The following is a 23,024-nucleotide window of genomic DNA, read 5'->3' as shown; positions in this document are numbered from 1 at the left end:
GGTTCTCCCCTTCTACAGTCCGAACAGCGACGAGATCCGACCGGACAGCGACTCGTCGTCATCGTCGTCGTCGGTCGCCTCCGGGTCGAGCGACGGGACGGCGGACTCGCCGTCCACGTCGGGCGACAGTATCGTCTGCTCGACGTAGCCCCCGGCCACGCCGCCGTCGGTCGCCTGGCGCACTTCTACTTCGCCGGCCGAGTCCGGTTCGGGCTCAGAATCCGGCGATTCCTCGCCGGCCGGCTCCGTCCCGGACTCGTCGTCGCTCGCGCCCGGGAACGTCCAGCCCTGGGCCTCGAGGTCCTCCTTGGAGGGCGTCTCGCGCTCTGCGTCCGGTTCGTCGCTCGCTGCGTCGTCTGTGGTGTCGTCCGTGGTCATGTCGATGGATGCCTCGGTCTCGGTCGGTGTGTCGCCGGGCGCGTTCCGGGCAGGCGCGGGGGGCGTCCCTGGAACCGGTCGCTCGCCGCCGTTCCGGTCGGTCCGGGCACCGCCGCCCGTACGGTCCCGTGCGTCGTCCGCGGGCCCTGCGGACTGGGTCGTGTCGACGGACCCGGAGTCGGCAGGGACCTCGTCGGACTGGTCCGGATCGCCCGTCGCCCCGTCGTCGGTAGTCCCGTCCTCGTCCGACGGTTCGCGTGCCGCGAGCTGCCGGTGGATCCGCTCGGCCGCCTGGCGGTAGGCGCTCGCAACGGGGCCGTCGGGCTTGCGCTCGACGACGGGCACCCCGGCGTCCTGCGAGCCGGGGACCGAGGGATCGTCCGGGACGGACGCCAGCAGGTCGACGTCGAGGAAGTCGGCGAGGTCGCCCGAGGGCGGCGCAGTGCCGGTGCCGGTCATCGTCAGCACCAGTCCGGCCACGTCCCCGTCCGACCGGTCGGCGAGGGTCTGGGTCTTGTCGGCGTCACGCAGCGACGCGACCCGCGGCGTCGAGACGAGCACGGCGTAGTCCGCGAGGTCGATGGCCGTCGTGGTTGCGCTGTTGACCCCCGCGGCCGTGTCGATCAGGACGGCGTCGAACAGGTCCGCGAGTTCCTCGACGACTTCCGGAACGCGGGAGACGTCCACGTCGTCCAGCGCGTCGAGGTCCGTGGAGCTGGGAGCGACGGTGACGCCGCCCGGAGCCAGCGCCAGCGCGTCCGTGACGGCCGCCTCGCCCGCGAGCACGTCGTGAACGGTCGGCGCGTCGTCCGCACCGGGCAGGGAGAGGAAGTCGACGACGTTCGCCATCGCCAGATCCAGCTCCAGAACGACGACGTCGAGACCGCGGTCGGCCAGGGCGACTCCAAGATTGATACTGGTGGTAGTCTTGCCCACGCCGCCCTTGGCGCCAGCGACCGTTACGACCGGACTCGAGTGCATCTACGTACTACTCGTCGTCCACACCCCTAATTATTACGACTGATATCAATTCGAATACCAGACGCACGTCAGACGGTCGTCGATCGCAGTCTGTACCGGCGCTGAGCGCCGCGAAAGGGGTCGTCCGCTGAAAACAGCGACGGTGGTCAGTCCCGGTCGACTACTCGCCGCCGGAGCGGGCCTCGTCGAGCCAGTCCGGGTCCTCGACCGCGACGTCGTCAGGTCGCATCAGGTCGTAGTCGTACCGGACGACCTGCGACCCCTGGCTCTCGTTTCCGCTGACGACGAAGCCGAGTTCGGCCCCGTGGACGACGCCGTCCTCGTCGACGAGCACCTGGCCGGTCAGGTTCGCCGCGTTCTCGTTGGTCGCCTGATCGTCGGTGGTGACGGCGGTCGGTTCGTACCGAACCACCTTCGTCCCGTTACGCCGAGTCACCTCCGTCGCGTTCCAGCTCGCGCTCTCGAGGACCGGTCGGATCCCCGTGGCGCTGATGCTGGCGTGACGCGTCGCGAAGCCGGTCGAGGGCGTGTCGACGGAGTAGGAGGCGTTGCCCGCCCGGTCGACCGAGCGCGTGTACGTCTCGTTGGCGGTCGTCAGCGACGTGGTCAGCGAGACGGTCTGGACGCGGCCCTGACCGACGTAGGAGACGTTCGTCGTCAGGAGCGCCCGCTCGGCCTCGACGTCGCTGCGGACGTCGGCGGTGAACACGGAGCGCAGGCTGCTCTGGTTGCCCGACGCGTCCCGCTCCCATGATTCGCTCCGGTAGCGCGACTCGACGTCCTGACCCTCCAGCGTGTCGCCGTGGGCCGACGTCAGGTCGCTCACGTTCCCGAACCCGTCGGCGCTCGTCCCCGCCGGGAATGCGAACTCGTCGACGGAGCCGGCGCTCTCGGTCGGCGTTCCGGTCGGCGTCGCGGTCCCTCCGTCCGTCTCGTTCGACACGGGCGTCTCGGCGGAGCCGCCGGACAGCCCTCCACAGCCCGCCAGGAGGACGAGTCCGACGACGCACAGCATCGCCAGCGTTCGCGCAGTCATCTACCGGGTGGAAGCGTGAGCGGGTGAAAAAACACACGGCCGCGGCCGGACGGCCGGGCTCGCGGCCGGCCGTCGAGGGCGAGAGTCCGTCGCCGACGGCGTCGTCCCCGCCTTCCGCCACGTTGAAGCCCCGCGCCCGCACACGGGTGGATAATGACACGCAGCGTGTGGCTGAAGGCCGACGACGAGGTCGGCGACTGGGAGGCCAGAAAGCGTCGCATCACGGCCGGACTCGAGGCGGGGGTCGACTGGGTGCTGGTCGATCAGCACGACGTCGCGCGGGTCCGCGAACTGGGCGAGGTCAACGTCGCCGCCTTCGCCGGCGGCGACGTCCACGTGATGGACGCCGAGGGCGACGAGATCGAACCCGACGCGACCGTCGTGGGCAAGGAGGGCGAGGGCGACGGCACGGTCGACCTCCCCTCGGACTTCTCGGGGTCGGCGGACCTCTCGGCGCTCCGGCAGGACGGCGACGCTCCGAACGGCGGCTACGTCCGCATCTTCGACGAGGACTACGAGGCCTTCGCCGAGCAGGTCGCCGCCGAGGCCGACCACACCATCGTCATCGGCGACGACTGGCAGATCATCCCGCTGGAGAACCTCATCGCCCGCGTCGGCGACGAGACCGACCTGATCACCGGCGTCCAGTCCGCCGAGGACGCCCGCACCGCCTACGAGACGCTAGAACTGGGGGCCGACGGCGTCCTGCTGGACACCGACGACCCCGACGAGATCCGCCGCACCGTCGAGGTCCGCGACGAGGCCGGCCGCGAGCAGCTCGACCTCTCGTGGGCCGAGGTGACGGACATCGAGCAGACCGGCTCCGCCGACCGCGTCTGCATCGACACGGGCAACCTGATGGAACACGACGAGGGCATGCTCGTCGGCTCGATGTCCCGCGGCCTCTTCTTCGTCCACGCGGAGACCGCCGAGTCGCCCTACGTCGCCTCCCGCCCGTTCCGGGTCAACGCCGGCGCCGTCCACGCCTACGTCCGCACGCCCGACGGCGGTACGAAGTACCTCTCCGAGGTCGGCAGCGGCGACGAGGTCCAGATCGTCGACGAGAACGGCAACACGCGCGAGGCCATCGTCGGCCGCGCCAAGATCGAGAAGCGCCCGATGTTCCGCGTCCAGGCCGAGACGGAGGAGGGCGACCGCATCGAGACGCTGATCCAGAACGCAGAGACGATCAAGATGCACACGAAAGAGGGCCGCACCGCCATCACGGACGTCGACGAAGGCGACGAACTGCTGGTCTACACCGAGGACGCCGCGCGGCACTTCGGCGAGAAGGTCGAGGAGTCTATCATCGAGAAGTAACGACCGTACCGAGAGCGTCCACACCGCCGCGCGACGGGCGGCTTTTCAGGCCGAAGCGCGAACGACGGGTATGTTCGGATCGCGAACGCTCACCGCTGCGATCGGGCTCGTGGGGAGTCTGCTCCTCTCCGCCGTCCTCTGGTGGTACTTCGACGCGCTCGCGGTCTTCCTCTTTCTCCCGTTCGTCCCCTTCCTGTTCCGGCGGGCGGGCGGGGGTGGACGAGCCGGCGGATCGACCGTCACGTACCGGGAGTGTCCGCAGTGCGGCTTCCGAACCGCGGATCCCGACTACGAGTACTGTCCGCGGGACGGAGCGCGGCTCCGGGCCACCGACGGACCGCGGCGCTGAGGACTGGGCCGTCGTCGCGACGCGTCGAGCGACCGAATCGACGTCCGGCCCGCTCCGACGCGTCGGTCGAGACTGACCGGTCGCTGGTCGGCACCTGTACGTGCGAACTGTGGCAGCAGGACCCGTCCGACGTCCACACGGCAAGCGCGCCTTCGACGACCTGTTCTAGGCGTCGGAGCCGTCCTCGGCGGCGACCGGGTCGCGAGTGGCGGCGTTCGACTCGGCCGGCGGGGCCAGCCTGGTCGTACACCAGTGGCAGAACGCCAGATCCTCGTCCAGTTCCTTGCCGCAGTGCGGGCAGCGCGCGCCCTCTGCGGCGGCCGCACGTCGGTTGCCCTGTGTGGCCATCCAGTAGGCGTCGGCCCCGCTGAGGAGGACGACGGCCGTCATCGCGAGCTGGTTGCGCATACTGATGTCGCGGGACGCGGCCATGATCGCCTCCAGAGAGACGGTGTCGACTGTCAGTACGGACTCCGGAACGAGCATGAGCGTCGACCCCAGAACGAGGCCGAACCACAGGGCGGCCCGGAGCCACTCCCGGAGGTAGACGTGGCCGAGCCCCGGGGAAGCCACGGCGAGGATCGCGGCCAGCCACGGCCGCTTGCGATCGGTTCGAGACACTCTACCCCGCCATACGCGCGGACAGTTGTTAAGCTACCGGCATCCGGTCCACGGCCGCTGGCGAACCGGTTCCCGGCCGCCGCTGGAGCACGGCTCCAGCGAGCCCGGCCACACGCAGTTCGGCTGGACGTCGGGCCGCGTCAGCGGGCGACCGTCTCGGGCTCCGACTCCTCGCTCCGCAGGTCGTCGACCAGTTCCCGGAGCGTCGCGAGGTCGTACTGCCCGGGCGCCGTCGCGTCGGTCGGATTGACCGGCGCGTAGCCGATCTTCGAGCCGTACAGCGGCGCCACCGCCCGCGAGTGACGACCCGGCTCGCCCATCGCCATCGTGGCGACTCGCTCGCCCTCGCTCGTCAGCGTCTGCGTCGCGGAGAGCAGGTCGAGCACGTCCGCGGACGACTGGGCCGTCGTCGCTATCTTTCCCACGTCGCCGTGTTCGCAGGCCGTCCCGAGCCGCTCGACCAGGTCATCGCGGTCCGGCGTCGCCTCGAAATCGTGGGTGGAGACGACGACGGCGACGTCGTTCGCGCGGGCCTCCTCGACCACGCGCGTCGCGTCGTAGTCGCCCCCGCCCGTCAGCGCCGCCAGTTCGACGTCGACGGCCTCGACGGCGTCGTGGCCGACGGCCGTCTCCAGCGCGTCGAGCCGAGTGGTGTCGTCCGGCGCCTCGCCGCCCTCCCAGTGGACCCGGTTGGTCGCCAGCAGGGGTAGCTCCCCGTCGTAGGCGTCGAGCGCGTCCAGCGGGTCCTCGGCGAGATCCATCCGCAGTTCCATCCCGTCGGCGTGCTCGCGCGCCGCCGGTTCCTCGCTCAGATCCGTCGTAGCGGCCAGCAACCTGAACGACGTGAACTCCATGGGCCCGCTTCGACCGCGCCGCACAAAGCCGTTGGCCTTCGTCCGGCGGCTCACTCCTCGACGATAGTCGTCCCGCGAGCGACGCAGTGAACCGCCTCGGGGTCAAGCCCCGAGGCTTCCCGTGGTTTAATCGGACACTCCCACGATACCATCGGTCTGATAGCCTCGAACGGCGTCGTGGGTCACGGTCGGGGCGTCCACGGCCCCCGATGCCTGCCGTCGCACCTTCCGCACTTGGGGAAGGCTGTTGAGAGCAGGCACATTCCAGTCCTGATACTTCTTGATACCTTTCACGGCGATGTTGACGCTTGCACCACGGTCGCTGTGGTCTTGATGCCCGCACGACCGACATGTGAACCGCTTCTTGTTGCGGTTCGCTCGCTCGGCGTGCCCGCACATCGGACACCGTTGACTCGTCTTGTACGGGTCAATCCAACCAGTCGGGATGCACCTGAACGACGCCTTGTACGACGTGTAGTATTGGAGGGCGCGGAACGGGAGGTGGTGCAAGCGTCGGTTCATCCGCGTGCCGTAGTCGATGCTGTCGCGCATCTCTTTGAGGTCTTCAAAGACGATGCACGGCGTCTCGAACTGACGGCTCCACTCCACGATATGCCGAGACACCTTGTGGAGTCGGTCGCGGACGACCCGTTCCTCACGCCCTTCCAACGTGTCATGGATGCTCTCTTTCCCCGCGTTCTGGACGCGCTTTCGCATCGTGAAATAGCGGTGGCGCTCGAACTTGATTTCGGGGAAGTCGATGACCAACGTGTCCTCGACGCCCTCTTCGGAGAGTGCGGTGAGAGCCACATTCTCCTCGTTCACGTCCACGCCGACGACCGTTCGTGAGTCCTGCTTGTCTCGAACAGTCTGTTCGGTGTTGGTGACATTGACGTGTAACTCGGGGTTGTCGTTGTGGAACAGGGCTTCCCCCGTCCCTATCTTCCACTCGTCACTCGTGAGAGCGGTCTTGAGAATATCGAGGTGGGCGTCGTCGCCTTCGAGAACGCCCGTGACGTGGTTGTACGGCTTCGCGCTGATGCGGAACACCACGTCACCGTCATCGGTGAGCGACAGGTTGTACCCTTCCTCGTAGTTTGCTCGGAGCGGGTACGCGCCGTCCTTGGTGTGGTTCGGTTGGTCGAAGTCGTCGTACTCGTAGTAATTCTCCATCGCTCCGAGTGCTTTGGCAACGACGCGCTGTGTCGTGTTTTTCACGAGGTTGGCGTCGTCGGCCACGTGGTCGGGAATCGCGTCCCAATCAACGCCCTGCTTGGCGAGGCGGATGGTTTCGTTGTACGCCGACCGTGCTTCGAGGGTGGCGTCGTACAGCAGGCTCTCGTTGTTACTCTGGATGTCGAGTTGGAAGTCCAGCGTCTTGACGAGAGCCTGTGCGTCGGTCATTCTTGGTCGTTGGGTTGGATGTGACGGTAGTGGAGGAGGAGCGTGCGGAGTACGCTGTCGAAACTCGTGTGGCCCTCCTCGTCCTTGAGTTCGTCAAGGTCGTCGTACACGGCGTCGGATACCTTGAGTTGCTTCGTCACGTCTACCCCTTGTTCTTCCACCCTTTAAGGGTTTACTGGTGGTAGTTTGTGAGTCACCTCAAAGAATACTTCTGATTGTAGTTGTATTGGTAGGTATGGGCGAGAAGCGGTCGAACCACACGGTATACAACGTCAACTACCACTTCGTGTGGTGTCCGAAGTACCGCCACGCGATACTCGAACCAATCGAGGATTCTCTGGAAGCGAGTTTCCGCGACGTGTGCAACGAGTACGGCTACGAGATACTGTCGCTCCACATCTCACCCGACCACGTACACCTGTTCCTGTCAGCCCACCCGAAGCACGCACCGAGCGAGATCGTGCGAACGGTCAAGAGCATCACGGCGCGGGAGATGTGGGAACAGCACGAACCGTTCTTGGAGGAGTATCTGTGGGGTGGCGGATTTTGGGAGGAATCGTACTACGTTGGGACGGCAGGCGATGTTTCGACCGACACGATTGAGCAGTTTAACGGGGCTTACGGCCTTCACCCTCGGGGTCAAGCCCCGAGGCACTCGGCCTGCTCCGCCTGGTAGATCAGCACGACGCCGGCCCCCACGGCGACGACGAACTGGCCGAGGACGGTAAACGGGAGGGCCAGCCCGGAGGGGGCCAGCAGGAAACCGATCGCGAACGGGACGAACGCGACGAGCGCGAACAGCCCGATCAGCTTGGCGAGCGGGAGCGCCTCTTCGATGACCTGAACCAGGTCGACGGTACCGTCGCGGGGATCGATGAACGGGACGGAGGGCGATATCTCCCCGGTTCTCCCGCCGGCGCTCACATAGCGTTTGCGGTGGCTCCGGTCGCCGTCGACCCTGCGCAAAGCGTATGCGGGCCCGCGGCGATCCGACGGGCATGGACCGTCGACGGTTCCTGCGCTGGGCGGGGGGCGGCGCCGTGGCCGCCCCGGGCGGGACCGCGCTCGCGAGGGAGACGAGGGCGGACGTGCTCCTCGACCCGGAACTGAACCGTGCGCGCGGCGACCCCGAGACGATCGAGCGGACCGTCGACCACGACGCGGTCGGGTACCGGGCGTCGACCGGCGAGGTGGTCGAGAACGGTCGCACGCAGTCCTTCGAGGACTGGGCGCGACTGGAGTGCGGCGACGTCGCGACGGACGCCGTCGTCGGGGTCGTGGCGGACCGCATCGGTCGGGACCTCGAGAGCGTCGGCTCGGGACTCCGGAGCCTCGTCTTCGGCTTCGTCCTGACCGTCGACCACAACGTCCTGCGGAACCGGGACGGCGAGGTGATCAGCGAACCGAACGTACCGGTCGACCGGCTGATCGAGGCCGCGCCGCGGAGCCTGACCGTCACCGTCGCGCTCGACGGCGGCGGCGAGGACCGGGAGTACACGCGGACGTTCCCGGTCGGCGTGGGCCACTCCGAGGTCCAGTACCTCTGATCGGCGGCCGCGTCCCACCGGTGCCCGCCCGATCGGCACCCGCGCCTCACTCGGGGATCTCCTCGACCGGGGCGTGGGTCGCGCGGTAGCCGTCGTCCGTCTCGGCGACGTCCTCGACGGCGTAGAGGCGGATCCGCCGCTCCTGCCTGGTGTTGACGGCGACGTCGTAGTGCTCGGCCTCGTAGCCCGGCTCCTTCCCGTCCGCCCGTCGCTGCCGGACCCACTCGCGGTGGTCGGACAGCCGCCGGCGAGCGATGGCGCGGGAGCGGTCGGCGACGCCGTCGACCCGGTCGGCCAGCGCCTCCAGCAGGCCCTCGTCGCGCTCGTAGCCGACGGAGGAGCGGCCGGCGGCCATCGCCGCCAGCGTCGTCGTCCCGGTCCCCAGGAAGGGATCGAGGACGGTGTCGCCGTAGACCGAGAACATCGAGATCAGCCGATACGGCAGTTCCAGCGGGAAGGCCCCCGACCGGTCGCGGACGCCGGCGTCGAGGTCCTGGGGCTCGCCGTGGAGGTCCCAGAGGTCGGAGAACCACTCGTTGCGCTCCTCCCAGAAGTAGGCGCTCTCGTAGCGGTCGTCGTCGCCCGGCGGGAACTCGCGGCGCTGGCCGTTGCGGAAGACGAGGACGTGCTCGTGCTCCAGCGTCGGGTAGGCGTTGGGCGGGACCATACCGGAGCCCATGAACTTCGCTGCGCTGTTGGCGGGCTTGCGCCAGACGAGGTCGGGCAGCGAGCGCAGGCCGCGGTCGGCCAGCCGGCGGGTGATCTCGGCGTGGTTGGGGAACGAGCGGAAGCCGTCGCCGATCGAGCGGGTCGCGTCGCCGACGTTGATACAGGCGATGCCGCCCGGACGGAGCACGCGGGCGAGCTCGGCCCACACCGCGTCGAGGACGTCGTGCATCAGCCGGTAGGCCCGGTCGCCGTCGCCGGCCTCCAGGGCCTCGCCGACGGCGGGGTCCAGGTCGGCGAAGGCGTCGTCCCACATCTCGATCATCGGGTAGGGCGGCGACGTGACGACCAGTTCGACGCTGTCGTCCGGGAGGGCGATGTCGCGAGCGTCGCCCGGGACGACGCGATGCTCCGTCTCCATGGGGTCCGGGTCGTGGTCGCTCCCCTCTAGTCTTGTGGTTCCGGACAAAACGTACCGCGCGGTCGACCGGTCCGCGGAGGTGCTACGATGGGGCTGTGAGGCGTCGCCGATTCGCGCCGCCGTCAGGCCATCGGGAGGCCCTGCTCGGCCTCCAGCAGCTCGTGGTAGCGGTTGCGGATGGTGACCTCGGAGATGTCGGCGACCTCCGAGACCTCCGCCTGCGTGGTCTTCTCGTTGGTCAGCAGCGCGGCGGCGTAGACGGCGGCCGCGGCGAGACCGACGGGCGACTTGCCGGAGTGGACGCCCTCCTCCTTGGCGTTCTGGAGGAGTTCGCGGGCGCGGTGCTCGGACTCCTCGGACAGCTCCAGCGAGGAGGCGAAGCGCGGGACGTAGCTCTCGGGGTCGGCCGGTTCGATCTCGAGGCCGAGCTCGCGCGCGACGTAGCGGTAGGTGCGGGCGATCTCGTCCTTGTCGACCCGGGAGACGTCGGCGATCTCGTCCAGCGAGCGCGGGACGCCGGCCTGGCGGGCGGCGGCGTACACCGACGCCGTCGAGACGCCCTCGATGGAGCGGCCCGGCAGGAGGTTCTCGTCCAGCGCGCGGCGGTAGATGACCGACGCGGTCTCGCGGACGTTGTCGGGCAGGCCCAGCGCGGAGGCCATGCGGTCGATCTCGCCCAGCGCCTGCTTGAGGTTGCGCTCCTTGGAGTCGCGGGTCCGGAACCGCTCGTTCCACTTCCGGAGCCGCTGCATCTTCTGGCGCTGCTTGCCCGACAGGGAGTTGCCGTAGGCGTCCTGGTCGCGCCAGTCGATGTTGGTCGACAGGCCCTTGTCGTGCATCATGTTCGTCGTCGGCGCGCCGACGCGGGACTTCTCGTCCTTCTCGTTGGCGTCGAATGCACGCCACTCGGGTCCGCGGTCGATGTCGTCTTCCTCGACGACCAGCCCGCAGGATTCGCAGACCGTCTCGCCGTGCTCGTCGTCGACGACCAGGTCGCCGTTACACTCCGGGCACACGGTCGTCTCGTTCTGTTCCTCTTCTTCGTTCTCGTCCGTGCGCGTGTCCGCTCGCGCGCGTGTCCTGGAGTTGGAGTTCATGGTGCGAGTACCGGGGCTGCCGGGTCGGATCGCGTCCAGAAGCCGGCGCGGTTCGCCGGACCCGACCGCCTGATCAGTGCCAGTAACGTGCGTCAAATACTATTTGTATCTGCCGGAACCGGCACGGGTCGTGTGTGGCTTGCGCACGAGCGTCCCCGTCGCTGCCCGCGGTGGTTCCCCGTCGAACGGGGGCGGCGCCGCGGAGTGCGGAAAGGCCAAGCCGACGCCGACCCTGTATCGGACCGTGACGCGGATTCTCGTCGGCAGCACGAACCCGGTGAAGGTCGCCGCGACCGAGCGCGTCGTCGCGGGCGTCCTCGACGCGACCGTCGAAGGCGTCACCGTCGACTCGGGCGTCTCCGAACAGCCCCGCAGACGAGCGGAGACGGTCGCGGGCGCGGAGAACCGCGCCCGGCGCGCGCTGGCGGCCGGCGACGCGGACTACGGCGTCGGCGTCGAGGGCGGCGTGGCCGAGACTGACGGCCCGCCGGGCACGTGGCTGGTCATGTGGGCGGCCGTCACCGACGGCGACCGCCTCGCCCGCGGCGGCGGGCCGTCGATCAGGTTGCCAGACGACGTCGCGCAGCGCGTCCGCGACGGCGGGGAACTCGGGCCGGTGCTCGACGACCAGGCGGGGACGAGCGACGTCGGCGAAGGGGTCGGCGCGGCGGGCGTGCTGACCGGCGGCGCCGTCGACCGCGAGTCGTCGCTGGTCCACGCCGTCGCCGGCGCGTTCGGTCCGTTCGTGACCGACCACTACGAGGGGTGAGAAGAGTCCGTCTGCGGTGCCGCCGTCAGTCCTCGGCAGCCGTCGCCGCCTCGACGTCGCCCGCCTCGCGGCTCTCCTCGACGGCCGTCGTCAGCGAGACGTTGAGCCAGGCCATCGAGGCCACGCCGCCCAGGATCGTCACGGCGTTCTTGACGGCGTGGTCGACGATCGAGATGGCGATCGCGACCGGCGCGGAGATCGGGGTGAGCCCGACGACGATGAGCGTGAACGCGCCCTCGTAGAGGCCGATCCCGCCCGGCGAGAGCGGGAGGACCTTCGCGAGGTTGCCGACACTGACGGCGAAGAAGGCGGCCGCGACCAGCGACGCCGTCATCGCCGTCTCCGATCCGGGGAAGGCCGCGAAGACGACCAGCGCCGTCAGGACGTCGACGACCCAGATGACGAGGCTGCCGACGCCGACCCGGAGGAAGGCCCCGCGGTCGCTGACGACCCGCTCGACGTCGCCGACGAACTGCTCGATCACCCCGGCGACGTAGTCGGCGTAGGAGTCGCTGCTCAGCGCCGTGACCGCCTGCCGGACGAGGTTCCCGTCGCGGCGCGCGTTGACGACGATGACGCCGACGGCCAGGACCGCCACCGCGCCGACGGCGGCGGCCACCCGCATGGCGGTCATCGCGGCCGCTTTCGGGCGGAGCGTCTCGCCGCCGACGTCGACGGGCGGCACGTCGGCCGCGATGGCCTCGGCGATCTGTTCGGTCCCGCCGGTCGCCACCAGACCGACCAGGACGCTGCCGGCCAGCACCGTGATCGCGAGCAGGTCGAACACGCGCTCGATGGCCAGCGACGCGAAGCCCGTCGGGTACGGGATCGAGCGCCTGGCCTTGACGACGTACGCGCGGACCCCGTCGCCCAGCCGGGCGGGGAAGACGAGGTTCCCGGTCTGGCTGATGAAGATGGCCCCCGTCAGGAACCACGTGTCGCTGTCGTGGCCGAGCCGATCGAGGATGTCCCGATAGCGCAGGCCGCGCAGCGGCCACGAGAGGAGGTAGACGACCCCCGAGAGCGCGACTAGCTGGCGGTCGGCCGCCGCTATCGACTCGAAGACCGCGGAGACGTCGAACACGACCGTGACCGCCAGCACCAGCGCGGCGATCACGAGCAGCGACCCGGCGGTCATGCTCACCCTGCGGTCGATCCGCGGGTCGACCGACAGCTGCCACCACGTCCGGACGATCTGGCTGCCCATGCCGAACACGTCCCGGACGAGGTCGACTTTCGTGTCGCCCTTGGGCTCCCAGTCGACGGGGAACTCCCTGACGCGGTAGCCCGCCCGCTGGGCGCGGACGAGCATCTCGGTGTCCCAGAACCAGTGCTCGTCCTCGACGTCGTCGGAAAGCGACTCGAACGCGGCCCGCGAGAACGACTTGAAGCCGCACTGGTGGTCGCGGAGGTCCGACCGGAGAAAGAGTCGGACCAGCGTGTTGTACCCCAGGCTCGGGATGCCGCGCTTGGCGGGGCGGTCGGCCTGGTTCTCCGGCATCCAGCGCGAGCCCGTGGCGACGTCGTACTCGCCGGACCGGACGGACTCGACGAGCGCTTCGAGGTGCTTCATGTCCGTCGCCAGGTCCGTGTCGAAGTAGACCAGCGTCGACCCCTCGGCCCGGCGGAAGGCGTACTCCAGGGCGCCCCCGCGGCCGAGGCGCTCGTCGCTGTGGATGTGGCGGACGCGCTCGTCCTCGTCGGCGAGCCGATCGGCGATCTCGGGCGTCCGGTCGTCGCACCCGTCCTCGGCGACGATGACCTCGAAGCTCTCGCTCGGGAGGAAGGAGGCGAGCGTCGACAGCGTCACCTCGACGGTCTCCTCCAGCGTCCCCTCCTCGTTGTACGCCGGGAGAACGACGCTCACCTCGACGTCTGTCATCCCGTCGTCCTCCGGGTGCGATAAAAAAGTACCTTCCGTTCGCCCACGTGGGCGTCCCGCCGAGCGCAGCGAGGCAGGGCTCGACGACCGCCGCTCATCGGCGTCCTCGGGAGCCTGCGACGGGGGCTCGGAGAGCGCTGCGCTCCGGTACCGCTCCGGCCCTCACATCATCGTCGTCGAGGCGCCCGGGGGCTGCTCCTCGGAGACGGCCGCCTCGAAGATGCGCTTCCCGCAGCCCTCACAGGTGACCACGGCGACCTCCTGGGCGCTACAGCAGGACTCGGCGGTATCCGTGCCGAAGGTCACCGGCGACCCGCAACTGGGACACGTCTCCAGGAACAGCCGGAGTCCCTGGAGCATCTGGCCCCGGCGCATCGTCGAGTAGCGCTCCCAGTTGTCCAGTCGCTCGGCCAGCAACAGCCCGGCGGCGACGTCTGCTATGTACGCCGCGTCGGACTCCCAGGTCCCGACGTGGTAGCCCTCGGCGTGGACCTCGAAGGCGCTGTCGTGTTCCTCGTACTCCACGTCGACGTCCTCGTCGACGTCGAGGACGTCGAGCAGGCGCTCGCGCCCGGCGTCGCTATCGCGGACTTCGGCGATCTGCTCGTCCCAGGCGGCCCCGAACTCGTCGGTCAGGCAGAAGTCGGCACCGCCCCGGCACTCCTCGAGGGCACCGGCCCGCATCAGGACCTGCTCGGTGTTCTCGACGGGGAGCCCGTCGTCCTCGTCGTCCCGCGTGGCGTCCCGCACCCGCGCTGCCGACTTGCCGAACAGCTTCAGCAGCCACGGCGGGAAGTACTTCTTCGTGAACGTCGGCGTCCCGGGGACCAGATACCCTCGCAGGTAGATGGACGCCGCCGACACGAGCAGCACGACCGCTGCCGCGCCGGCTCCCGCGGCCGGGCCGACGCCGACGGCCGCCGCGAGGCCGATGAGCGTGTTGAACGCCGTGCACGGCAGGCACCTGTTCTTCCCAGTGTACTCCGGTCGCCGCAGTCGATCCAGTGTCGTCTGTACGTAATTCATTGCTACCCCACCACTGGCGGCTGTATTATTGCTTGAGCATACTCAATCTTTGGTTGCGTCCGAAACTAGCCACAACGATCGGCGTGAAGGTTTATTATTACCCATTGCATTCGGGATATCAATGGGGGACACAGTGCGCGTCAGCACCGTAGCGGTGGCGACGCTCGTCGTCGCGTCGCTCGGTGTCTGCGCAGTTCAGGGTGTGGGGGCACAGACGGCCGACGGACCGACGCTGGTGATCGAGGACGGGCAGGTCGGGACCGGCGAGAAGTCGGCGGTCGCGGTGAACTTCTCGTCGCTGCCGAACGGGCTCGCCGGCTTCGAGTTCGGCCTGACTGTCGAGGGGGAGGCCGCGACGATAACGGGCGCCAGCGTCGACGAGCGGTTGCAACTCTCGGGGACCAACGTGACCGACGGCGGACGCAGCGCCACGTTCGCCGCCGTCGACCTCAACGACGCGTTCGAGGCCGGCGCCGACGAGGTCCAGCTCGCGTCCGTGACCGTCAGGGGCCAGAGCCGCGGTGAGATCGAGATCGGCCTCACCACGGGCTCTTTCCCCAGTGACGAGGGGGAGCAGATCGAGCCCGGCGTCGAGACCGGGACCGTCAGCGTGGGCCCCGCGAGCTCGCTGCAGCAGACCGCGATGACGACCGCTATCTCGGTCGTCGTGTTCGGTCTCTTGCTGCTCGCCGGATACGGCTTCCTGCAGATCGTCCGCTGATCGACGGCCCGGGCAACCTCGTCCCGGATCACCGGACCGTACTCGACGCACGCGCGGTGCGTTTGTACTTGCGAGTTACCTTGCTCAATTTATACTGGCCTCTTTTTATACAAGATACTATTAGCAACATTTTTTATGCAATGAAGTCAATTGACACAGTGGGTACCTCAGTGTAGGGCAACACGCTGGGGGGGGGAAGAATGAAGGAAGGTAATTACGATCGCGCAGATGGGAGTGCATCGGGCAACAACCAGCCTGGCGGGGGACGAACGTCTCGTCGGGACTTCCTGAAGGTGACCGCGGGCGCCGGTGCCGTCGCAACCGGCGCCGTCGGAGCGGCCACCGCACAGGAGAGTACGCTCGTCGTCAACGACTTCGAGGGAGATCCGTCGTATCCCGACCAGAACGACCTCGAGAACTGGACGGGGGCCGGATCGTTCGCCAACGGTGGCGGAACCGGCGAGGTCAGTGACGGCGTACTGCGACTCGAGTACGACAACGCCGGCTGGTTCGGCACCAACGTCAACCAGGACGTCGGCGACTACTCGCGGCTCGAATTCGTCGTCCGCGGCGACTCGGGCGGCGAGGAGAGCCACTTCACACTCAACGTCGGCGGCACCCAGACGCTGCTGGCCGACCTGACCGACGACTCGATCGGGACGGAGTTCTCGACGGTCGCGGTCGATCTCGACGACCTCGGAGTGAGCGGATCTGTCAGTGCCGTCCGGCTCAACTTCTGGCAGCAGAACTCCGGTGCGATCGAGATCGACACGATCCGGTTCGCGTCGGGTTCGACCTCGACGCCCCCGCCGACGGAGACGACCACGGAGCCGACGGAGACGACCACGGAGCCGACCCCGGAGCCCGGCGACCAGACGGTGTCGGTCGAGCTGTCCGACGACTCCATCGCGTCCGGCGGATCGACCGAGGCCGACGTCGTGCTCGGCGAGGCCCCGGGTGGCGTCTCCGGATTCGACCTCTCGGTCGAGGTCTCGGACACGTCGGTTGCGACCATCGAGTCGGTCAGCGTCGAGGGCACGGAGTTCTCGACGGTCGGCGAGTCGTCGAGCGTGTCCTCTGACGGCTCGTCGGCGACCGTCGAGGCCGCCGACCTCAGCGAGTCCGTCCCCGACGGCACCTCGGACGTGGCGCTGGCGACGGTCACGCTGTCCGGCGAGAACCCGGGCGAAGCCGAGGTCTCCGTCGACGTCTCCGTGAACGTCGACCGCCTCGACGACAACGACGGCAACGACATCCCCGTCTCCACGCAGGGGTCGTCGCTGACCGTCGAACCCGGCGAGACGCCGACCGCCGACCAGACGGTGTCGATCGAACTGGACGACTCGTCGATCGAGGCCGACGGATCCACCGCCGCCGACGTCGTACTGTCAGAAGCGCCCAACGGCGTCTTCGGGTTCGACCTCTCGGTTGCGGTCTCGGACACCGACGTCGCCACGACCGACTCGGTCAGCGTCGAGGACACGGAGTTCTCGACGGTGGGCGAGTCGGCGACCGTCTCCGACGACGGCTCGACTGCGACCGTCTCCGACGACGGCTCGACTGCGACCGTCGAGGCCGCCGACCTCAGCGAGGCCATCGGGGAGGGGGCCTCGGACGTCACCCTGACGACGCTCTCGCTGTCCGGCGAGAATCCGGGCGAGGTCGAGGTCTCCGTCGACGTCTCGGTCGACGTCGACCGCCTCGACGACGACGACGACGGCAACGACATCTCGGTCGACACCGAAGGCGCCACGCTGACGGTCGGCTCCGGCGAACCGCCCGCGGGCTCGACCGTGGCCGTCGAACTGGAGGACTCGTCGATCGCGGCCGACGGATCGACTCAGGCCGTGGCCGTCCTCGACTCGGCGCCCGACGGCGTCTCCGGGTACGACCTGTCGGTGGCGGTCTCTGACACGTCGGTCGCGACCATCGACTCGATCGGCGTCGAGGGCACGGAGTTCTCGACGGTGGGCGACTCGGCGACCGTCTCGGACGACGGCTCGTCGGCGACCGTCGAGGCCGCCGACCTCAGCGAGGCCGTTCAGGGCGGCGCCTCGGACGTGGCGCTGGCGACGGTCACGCTGGCCGGTGAGGCCGAGGGCAGCGCCGACGTTTCCGTCGACGTCGATCGCCTGGACGACGACGAGGGTAACGACGTCTCGGTCTCGACCGAGAGCGCGATGCTGTCGGTCAGACCGGGCACCGGCGGCGACGGGCCGACCGTCTCGGTCGACCTGTCCAGCCAGTCGATCCCCTCGGACGGCTCGACGGAGGCCGCCCTCACGCTGGCGGAGGCGCCCGACGGCGTCTCCGGGTACGACCTGTCGGTCGCGGTCTCCGACACCGGCGTCGCGACCATCGAGGAGATCGCCACCGGGTCCGGGTTCACCTCGCCCGGCGACTCGACGAGCGTGACCGACGACGGTTCGTCGGCGACGCTGTCGGCGGCTGACCTCAGCGAGAGCGTCGAGGCCGGCGCCAGCGACGTGACGCTCGGCGCGCTCACCCTGGACGCCCAGGGACAGGGCGACGTCGAGGTCTCCGTGTCGGTCGATGAGATGGACGACGACAACGGGCAGGCCGTCTCGGCCTCGACCGAGAGTGCGACGCTGTCGGTCGGATCTGGCCCCGGTGGCGACTACCCGATCGGCGTCGACTTCTCGATGGAGTCGGTCGCTCCGGACGGCACCGCCGAGGCCGCCATCACGCTCGACGAGGCACCCGACGGCGTCTCCGGGTTCGAGCTGTCGATCGCGGTCTCCGACACCGGCGTCGCGACCATCGAATCGGTCGCCTCCGGCTCCGGGTTCACCTCGCCCGGCGACTCGACGAGCGTGTCCTCGGACGGTTCGTCGGCGACCATCTCGGGCGCCGACCTCAGCGAATCCGTCCAGGACGGCGCCACCGACGTGCGGCTGGGGACGGTGACGCTGGCGACGCACGCGACGGGCGAGACGATCGTCGACGCCTCCGTCGAGGCGATGGACGACGACGACGGCGGCGCGATGGACATCGGGGCCGGTCGGGCGACGCTGAGCGTCGGCGAAGACAACCGCGGCAGCGGCGGCGTCGAACCCGTCAACGGCGTCGTGCCGCAGGACAACGACGGCGACGGTCTCTACGAGGACCTGAACGGCAACGGTCAGGTCGAGTTCACCGACGTCATCAAGTTCGACTACCAGCGCAACGACCCGGCGATCCAGAACAACAGCGACGCCTACGACTTCAACGAGAACGGTCGGCTGGACCTTGACGACGTGGTCTCGCTGTTCAGAGAGATGGCCGAGAACGGCAGCTGAGAACGGTAACGGAGCCCGTCCGGGGGGCTGAGAGCGGTTCGGGGCGGTCTGCCCCGTTGCCGCGACTCGGTGGGGGGTATCGCTCACAGATCAAAGCGTGCGAGGACGCACGCGCGATGGGGGGACGGACGAAGCAGAGATAGAGTCGGGTCAGTCCAGCACACAGGCGACACTAATGACGAACGACGACTTCAACGCGGATGCACAGAGCGACAAGCAGGTCGCGTCCGACGGTTCGGGCACGACGCGCCGGACCGTCCTGAAGGGCGCGACGGCGACGGCGGCCGGGCTCACGCTCGGATCGTCGATGGTCGGGAACTCGATGGCCCAGGCCGGCCAGGGCATCCCGACGCCGAAGCTCGAGCGCGAGGGTAACAAGCTGGTCGACGAGTGCGGCAACGAGGTCATCCTCCGCGGGGTCAACATCGTCGACCCCGCCCGCGCGAACCGGGGATGGCGCGGCGCCACGGCTGACGAGATGATCGAGATGGCCACGGCCAACACCGACTGGCCGAACACGGTCATCCGGCTGCCGATGCAGCCCCAGGACATCAGCGCCGCGCCCGACCGCAGCGGCAACAACGAGTCCCACCACATCCACGGCGACAACTGGGGTCCGGCCCTGCCGGTCGCGTTCACCCAGGAGGAGCTCGACACGTACCTCGAGCGGTTCGTGGACCCGCTGGTCGACATGGCCGCGGAGCGCGGCTTCTACATCCAGCTCGACTACCACCGCCACTACCCGATCTTCCACCAGGCCCAGTACGAGGACGAGGTCAGCGAGTGGCAGCGGTGTGGCAACGAGACCTTCGAGTACGACTACGGCATGTGCGGCGAGCGCGGTGTGCTCTGGCACGGTGCCGACCAGGTCGACGAGATCCAGAGTCTCGACGGTGCGCCGGACGACGCCTACTTCGAGACCCAGTCCTCGGAGGTCAACAACGACGGTGGAGCGAACGTCGCCGAGGCGTTCGACGAGGAGATGACGATGTTCTGGAGCACGGTGGCGGACCGTTACGCCGACATGCCCCACGTCATCTTCGACATCTTCAACGAGCCGACCGGCCCCTACGCCGGCGACTGGGGCGCACCTGACCGCGAGCCCGGTGAGGGCGGCGAAGTCGGTCTCAACACCGACGTCCAGCACGAGAACGCCGAGCCGTTCTGGGAGCTGTTCCTGGAGCGCGTCGCGCCGTGGATCAAGGTCGTCGAGGAGAACGCGCCCGGCAGCGTCAAGACGGTCGGGTCGCCGCGGTGGAGCCAGTACACCTACTGGGCGAAGGACCACGAGGTCCAGGACGTCGGCTCCACGTATAGCGACATCACCAACATGTGCTACACGGGCCACCGCTACACGCACGAGAGCCTCCAGCCCATGAGCGAGTACTACGGGGCGGCCGCCGAGGAAGTCCCGGTGTTCTTCAACGAGTGGGGCTGGTTCGTCGGTGGCGGCAACAACGACTTCGTGTTCATCGACGGTGCCACCGAGGAGTACCCCAGCGACGCCGACCGCGGCTCGGACTGGGTGGAGACCAGCGCGAAGGCCAACCAGGCCGAGGACTACCAGACGTTCTTCGACGAGTACCCGGTCCATCCGATCGCCTGGAACTTCGACCATACCTGGGACCCGCCGTTCTTCCAGGGCGAGGCATTCGACGAACTGGTCGAGTACAACCGCGGCCACGCCCAGTGGTGGCAGGAGTACGTCCAGAGCCACGCGGACGCGGACCTGCCCCAGGACCCCGACAGCTCCGACTGTACGACCACGCCCGAACCCACCGGTCCGTCGGCGCCGTCGAACCTCTCGCAGTACGACGCCACGAACTCCTCGATCACGGTCACGTGGGACGAGCCCAGCGAGACGGGCGCGGGCATCGACTACTACAGCGTCGAGGCCGCCGGCATCAGCAAGCAGGTCTCGGACACGATGGCCACCTTCGAGGGCCTCGACTCCGGCACGGACTACGACGTCTCCGTCACGGCCGTCGACACCGGTGGTAACACGTCCGGCGCGGCCACGGTCACGGCTTCGACGGACACCAGCAACGGTGGCGGTACGACGCCCAGCCCCGAAGCCGAGGTCTACCTCGAGATGGCATCGACCACGGACAGCGGCATGGCCAAGGCGAACATCATGCTCTCGCAGGCCCCCTCGGGCCTGTCGGGCTACCGCGTCGCCGTCAGCGTCGCAGACACCTCAGTCGCGACGATCGCGAACGCCATGCTGGAGAACAGTCCGATGCAGACGCTGGGCGACTACCCCCAGTACTCCGACGACGGCTCCACGGTGACTATCGCCGGTGCCGACCTCTCGGAGAACGTCACCGACGGCGCCGAGGACGTCCAGCTCGGCTCGGTCACCTTCCAGGCGGAGACCGACTCCGGTTCGACCGACGTCGTGGTCGCCGTCCAGAACATCGACAACAACGCCGGCGACGACATCCCGGTGTCGACCGCGGGCACGACCCTGGAGATCGGCACGGGCGGCGGTCCCGGTGACATCAACGGCAACGAGCCGACGGACCCGGACGGCGACGGCAGCTACGAGGACCTCAACGGCAACGGCGAGGTCGACTACGACGACATCGTCATCTACTTCAACCACATGGAGGAGCCGGAGCTGACCGACTACGTCGACTACTACGACTTCAACGACAACGGCGACATCGACTTCGACGACGTCGTCCAGCTGTTCGGCGAAGTCAACTGACGAGCGCGTGACCGCGGCGACCGGCCGCGCCCGGTCCGCCCGCTCTCGGGGGTAGAGCGCGGCGACCGCAGACGCCGTCGCCCGACCGCATCGCCGACCGAACGCACGCAGCGCAGTGCCGTCGCTTCTCTCGTCGAGCCGTCGCCCTTTCGAGTACGACACCAATGACCAGAGACACGAACAGAACCACGGACGCGCGCGCGAACGAATCGAACACCGGCCGAGTCGCGTCGGGCTCGTCCCGGCGGGACTTCCTCAAGGCGACGGCGGGCGCCGGTGCGCTCGCAGTCAGCGTGGGGAGCGGCGTCGTCGGCACGTCGGCCGCGGGGATTCCGACCCCTCGGCTGACCGTCGATGGTAACCTGATCACGGACCCACAGGGCGAGCCGGTGAAACTACGCGGGCTGAACATCGCCGACCCCAAGCGGATGAACGTGACCGCGCCCGCGCGCGGCAAGACCGCCGAGCAGCTGATCCGGCTCCTGACGAGCGCCGACGAGGGGTGGTACCCGCGGGTGATCCGGGTGCCCGTCCAGCCGACCGACATCGGCGAGCATCCGCCGGGGCCGATCGCGGAAGAGAACGGGGACGATCCGGCGCCGCCGGTGCCGGCGTTCGACCAAGACCAGCTCGAGGCGTACCTCGAAACGTACCTGGACCCGGTCGTCGAGCTCTGCGAGCAGCGTGGCGTCTACTGCATCGTCGACTACCACCGCCACTGGAAGGGCGTCCAGTGGGCGGAGAGCCAGAAGGGCCCGATCAACGAGCCGCTGCAGGAGGAAGTGCTCAGCTTCTGGCAGACGGTCGCGCCCCGGTACGCCGATAGCAGCCACGTGTTCTTCGAGATCTACAACGAGCCGACCGAGCCGGGCTTCTACAGTTCGCGGTACAAGGACGGCGAGCCCGCCCCCTGGATGCAGGACAAGTGGGACATGTGGCGCGAGATGGCCCAGCCGTGGGTCGACGCGATCCGTGAGCACTCGGAGAACCTGATCATCGTCGGGTCCCCGGGCTGGAGCCAGACGCCCGAGGGGGCGACCATCTACGGCGAGTTCGAGGGCGCGAACCTCTCGTACGCCTACCACACCTATCCCGGCCACGCGGCCAACAACGAGAACACCTGGGCCGAACAGGGCGGCCACGACTACAGCGGCGTCGAGGGCGCCTTCGAGGAAGTGCCGCTGTTCGTCACCGAGTTCGGCTGGCAGGACAACTTCTCGGACCACCAGCCGCACCGGCACATCAGGGGCACCACCGAGGGGTTCGGACGGCCCTTTATCGACTGGCTTGAGTCCGAGCCGTCGCTGCACTGGACGGCGTGGTGCGCCGATCCGGTGTGGCTGCCGGCGATGTTCGAGCACGCCTTCGAGACCAGCGGCGAGACCGACGCAGTCGGGAACCCCTACGAGGGGGAGATTCCGACCCACTGCGAGGACCTGCCCTGCGAGTGGGAGCTGCGCGGCGACCCCGACATGGGCGTCCTGATCAAGGAGACGCTCGTCGAGACGCGCGAGGACGGGATCCCAAGCGGCGACGGCGGCGATACGCCGACCGAGGACACGCCCACCGACGACGGTCCGAACTGGCCCGATGGCGCGACGGACCCGGACGGCGACGGGGCTTACGAGGACCTCAACGGCAACGGCGAGGCCGACTACTCCGACGTCGTCGAGTACTTCGAGAACATGGACAGCGAGGGGATGCAGAATAACGTCGAGTACTACGACTACAACGGCAACGGCAACGTCGACTACGCCGACCTCGTCGAACTGTTCAACGAGATCTGATCGGCCCTCACCGTTCACCCGCTGACGATCGAGGTACCGCCTGAAGCCGACACACGCGGCGGGCTCGACGCCCGCCCGCTTCGTTCTCCGGCGGCCCCTTTCGCACGCCGCCGTCCGCGTCGACTCTGATAGCGGCGCGTCCACAGAGCGTGTACC

General features: G+C 68.6%; 20 protein-coding genes. 9 read left to right on the top strand and 11 right to left on the bottom strand.

Annotated features, from left to right (window positions below; translation table 11 throughout):
* Positions 1–12 precede the first annotated feature (12 nt).
* Positions 13–1,359 carry a P-loop NTPase gene (locus tag LCY71_RS12055; RefSeq protein WP_225333391.1) on the bottom strand — a complete coding sequence of 449 codons (1,347 nt, stop codon included), beginning with the start codon at positions 1,357–1,359 and terminating at the stop codon, positions 13–15.
* A 160-nt stretch (positions 1,360–1,519) separates the two neighbouring features.
* Positions 1,520–2,395 (bottom strand): DUF7537 family lipoprotein, encoded by an 876-nt coding sequence (locus tag LCY71_RS12050; protein ID WP_225333390.1) that lies wholly within the window; start codon positions 2,393–2,395, stop codon positions 1,520–1,522.
* 153 nt (positions 2,396–2,548) lie between these two features.
* On the opposite strand from LCY71_RS12050, the gene LCY71_RS12045 reads away from it, so the two are divergent.
* Positions 2,549–3,715, top strand: a complete 1,167-nt coding sequence (locus tag LCY71_RS12045) for a 3-dehydroquinate synthase II (RefSeq protein WP_225333389.1) — start codon at positions 2,549–2,551, stop codon at positions 3,713–3,715.
* A 70-nt stretch (positions 3,716–3,785) separates the two neighbouring features.
* A complete protein-coding gene (locus LCY71_RS12040) occupies positions 3,786–4,064 on the top strand; it encodes a hypothetical protein (protein ID WP_225333388.1) in 279 nt (92 codons plus the stop codon).
* 165 nt (positions 4,065–4,229) lie between these two features.
* Here LCY71_RS12040 and LCY71_RS12035 read toward each other — a convergent pair whose 3' ends face one another.
* The 4 genes from LCY71_RS12035 to LCY71_RS12020 form a co-directional block, all read right to left on the bottom strand.
* Entirely contained in the window at positions 4,230–4,685 is a 456-nt protein-coding gene (locus LCY71_RS12035) for a zinc ribbon domain-containing protein (RefSeq protein ID WP_225333387.1), read from the bottom strand.
* Positions 4,686–4,825: 140 nt separating this feature from the next.
* Positions 4,826–5,539: a type I 3-dehydroquinate dehydratase gene (locus LCY71_RS12030; protein ID WP_225333386.1), complete on the bottom strand. Its 714-nt coding sequence runs from the start codon at positions 5,537–5,539 to the stop codon at positions 4,826–4,828.
* Between the two features lie 126 nt (positions 5,540–5,665).
* The gene (locus tag LCY71_RS12025) at positions 5,666–6,943 is read right to left on the bottom strand and encodes an RNA-guided endonuclease TnpB family protein (RefSeq protein ID WP_225333385.1); all 1,278 of its coding nucleotides are present in this window, start codon (positions 6,941–6,943) and stop codon (positions 5,666–5,668) included.
* Positions 6,940–7,083 carry a hypothetical protein gene (locus LCY71_RS12020; protein WP_225333384.1) on the bottom strand — a complete coding sequence of 48 codons (144 nt, stop codon included), beginning with the start codon at positions 7,081–7,083 and terminating at the stop codon, positions 6,940–6,942. The genes LCY71_RS12025 and LCY71_RS12020 overlap by 4 nt, the downstream gene beginning before the upstream one ends.
* A 95-nt stretch (positions 7,084–7,178) precedes the next feature.
* Between LCY71_RS12020 and tnpA the strand changes: the two genes are divergently transcribed.
* On the top strand, positions 7,179–7,619 hold the full coding sequence (gene tnpA, locus LCY71_RS12015; RefSeq protein WP_225333383.1) for an IS200/IS605 family transposase: 441 nt from the start codon (positions 7,179–7,181) through the stop codon (positions 7,617–7,619).
* Here tnpA and LCY71_RS12010 read toward each other — a convergent pair.
* A complete protein-coding gene (locus LCY71_RS12010; protein ID WP_225333382.1) occupies positions 7,583–7,867 on the bottom strand; it encodes a hypothetical protein in 285 nt (94 codons plus the stop codon). The two genes, tnpA and LCY71_RS12010, sit on opposite strands and share 37 nt — an antisense overlap.
* A 74-nt stretch (positions 7,868–7,941) precedes the next feature.
* On the opposite strand from LCY71_RS12010, the gene LCY71_RS12005 reads away from it, so the two are divergent.
* Entirely contained in the window at positions 7,942–8,490 is a 549-nt protein-coding gene (locus tag LCY71_RS12005; protein WP_225333381.1) for a hypothetical protein, read from the top strand.
* Positions 8,491–8,536: 46 nt separating this feature from the next.
* On the opposite strand, the gene LCY71_RS12000 is transcribed toward LCY71_RS12005, so the two are convergent.
* Complete coding sequence (locus LCY71_RS12000; protein WP_225333380.1) at positions 8,537–9,577, bottom strand: DNA-methyltransferase; 1,041 nt, start codon at positions 9,575–9,577, stop codon at positions 8,537–8,539.
* 122 nt (positions 9,578–9,699) lie between these two features.
* Complete coding sequence (locus LCY71_RS11995; RefSeq protein ID WP_225333379.1) at positions 9,700–10,674, bottom strand: transcription initiation factor IIB; 975 nt, start codon at positions 10,672–10,674, stop codon at positions 9,700–9,702.
* A gap of 244 nt (positions 10,675–10,918) precedes the next feature.
* On the opposite strand from LCY71_RS11995, the gene yjjX reads away from it, so the two are divergent.
* Positions 10,919–11,443, top strand: a complete 525-nt coding sequence (yjjX, locus tag LCY71_RS11990) for an inosine/xanthosine triphosphatase (RefSeq protein WP_225333378.1) — start codon at positions 10,919–10,921, stop codon at positions 11,441–11,443.
* A 25-nt stretch (positions 11,444–11,468) separates the two neighbouring features.
* Here the strand turns inward: yjjX and LCY71_RS11985 are convergent, their stop codons facing one another.
* The gene (locus tag LCY71_RS11985; protein WP_225333377.1) at positions 11,469–13,325 is read right to left on the bottom strand and encodes a lysylphosphatidylglycerol synthase domain-containing protein; all 1,857 of its coding nucleotides are present in this window, start codon (positions 13,323–13,325) and stop codon (positions 11,469–11,471) included.
* Between the two features lie 162 nt (positions 13,326–13,487).
* Positions 13,488–14,351, bottom strand: a complete 864-nt coding sequence (locus LCY71_RS11980; protein ID WP_225333376.1) for a DUF8054 domain-containing protein — start codon at positions 14,349–14,351, stop codon at positions 13,488–13,490.
* A 121-nt stretch (positions 14,352–14,472) separates the two neighbouring features.
* Between LCY71_RS11980 and LCY71_RS11975 the strand changes: the two genes are divergently transcribed.
* From LCY71_RS11975 to LCY71_RS11960, 4 genes are all read left to right on the top strand, one after another.
* The gene (locus LCY71_RS11975; protein WP_225333375.1) at positions 14,473–15,072 is read left to right on the top strand and encodes a hypothetical protein; all 600 of its coding nucleotides are present in this window, start codon (positions 14,473–14,475) and stop codon (positions 15,070–15,072) included.
* A gap of 200 nt (positions 15,073–15,272) precedes the next feature.
* A complete protein-coding gene (locus LCY71_RS11970) occupies positions 15,273–18,371 on the top strand; it encodes a beta strand repeat-containing protein (RefSeq protein WP_225333374.1) in 3,099 nt (1,032 codons plus the stop codon).
* Between the two features lie 175 nt (positions 18,372–18,546).
* Positions 18,547–21,081 (top strand): fibronectin type III domain-containing protein, encoded by a 2,535-nt coding sequence (locus LCY71_RS11965; protein ID WP_225333373.1) that lies wholly within the window; start codon positions 18,547–18,549, stop codon positions 21,079–21,081.
* A gap of 164 nt (positions 21,082–21,245) precedes the next feature.
* Entirely contained in the window at positions 21,246–22,868 is a 1,623-nt protein-coding gene (locus LCY71_RS11960; protein ID WP_225333372.1) for a cellulase family glycosylhydrolase, read from the top strand.
* Positions 22,869–23,024 lie beyond the last annotated feature (156 nt).

The organism is Halomicrobium urmianum, assembly GCF_020217425.1.
Lineage (GTDB): Archaea > Halobacteriota > Halobacteria > Halobacteriales > Haloarculaceae > Halomicrobium > Halomicrobium urmianum.
This window is presented reverse-complemented; position numbering and strand designations above follow the sequence as displayed.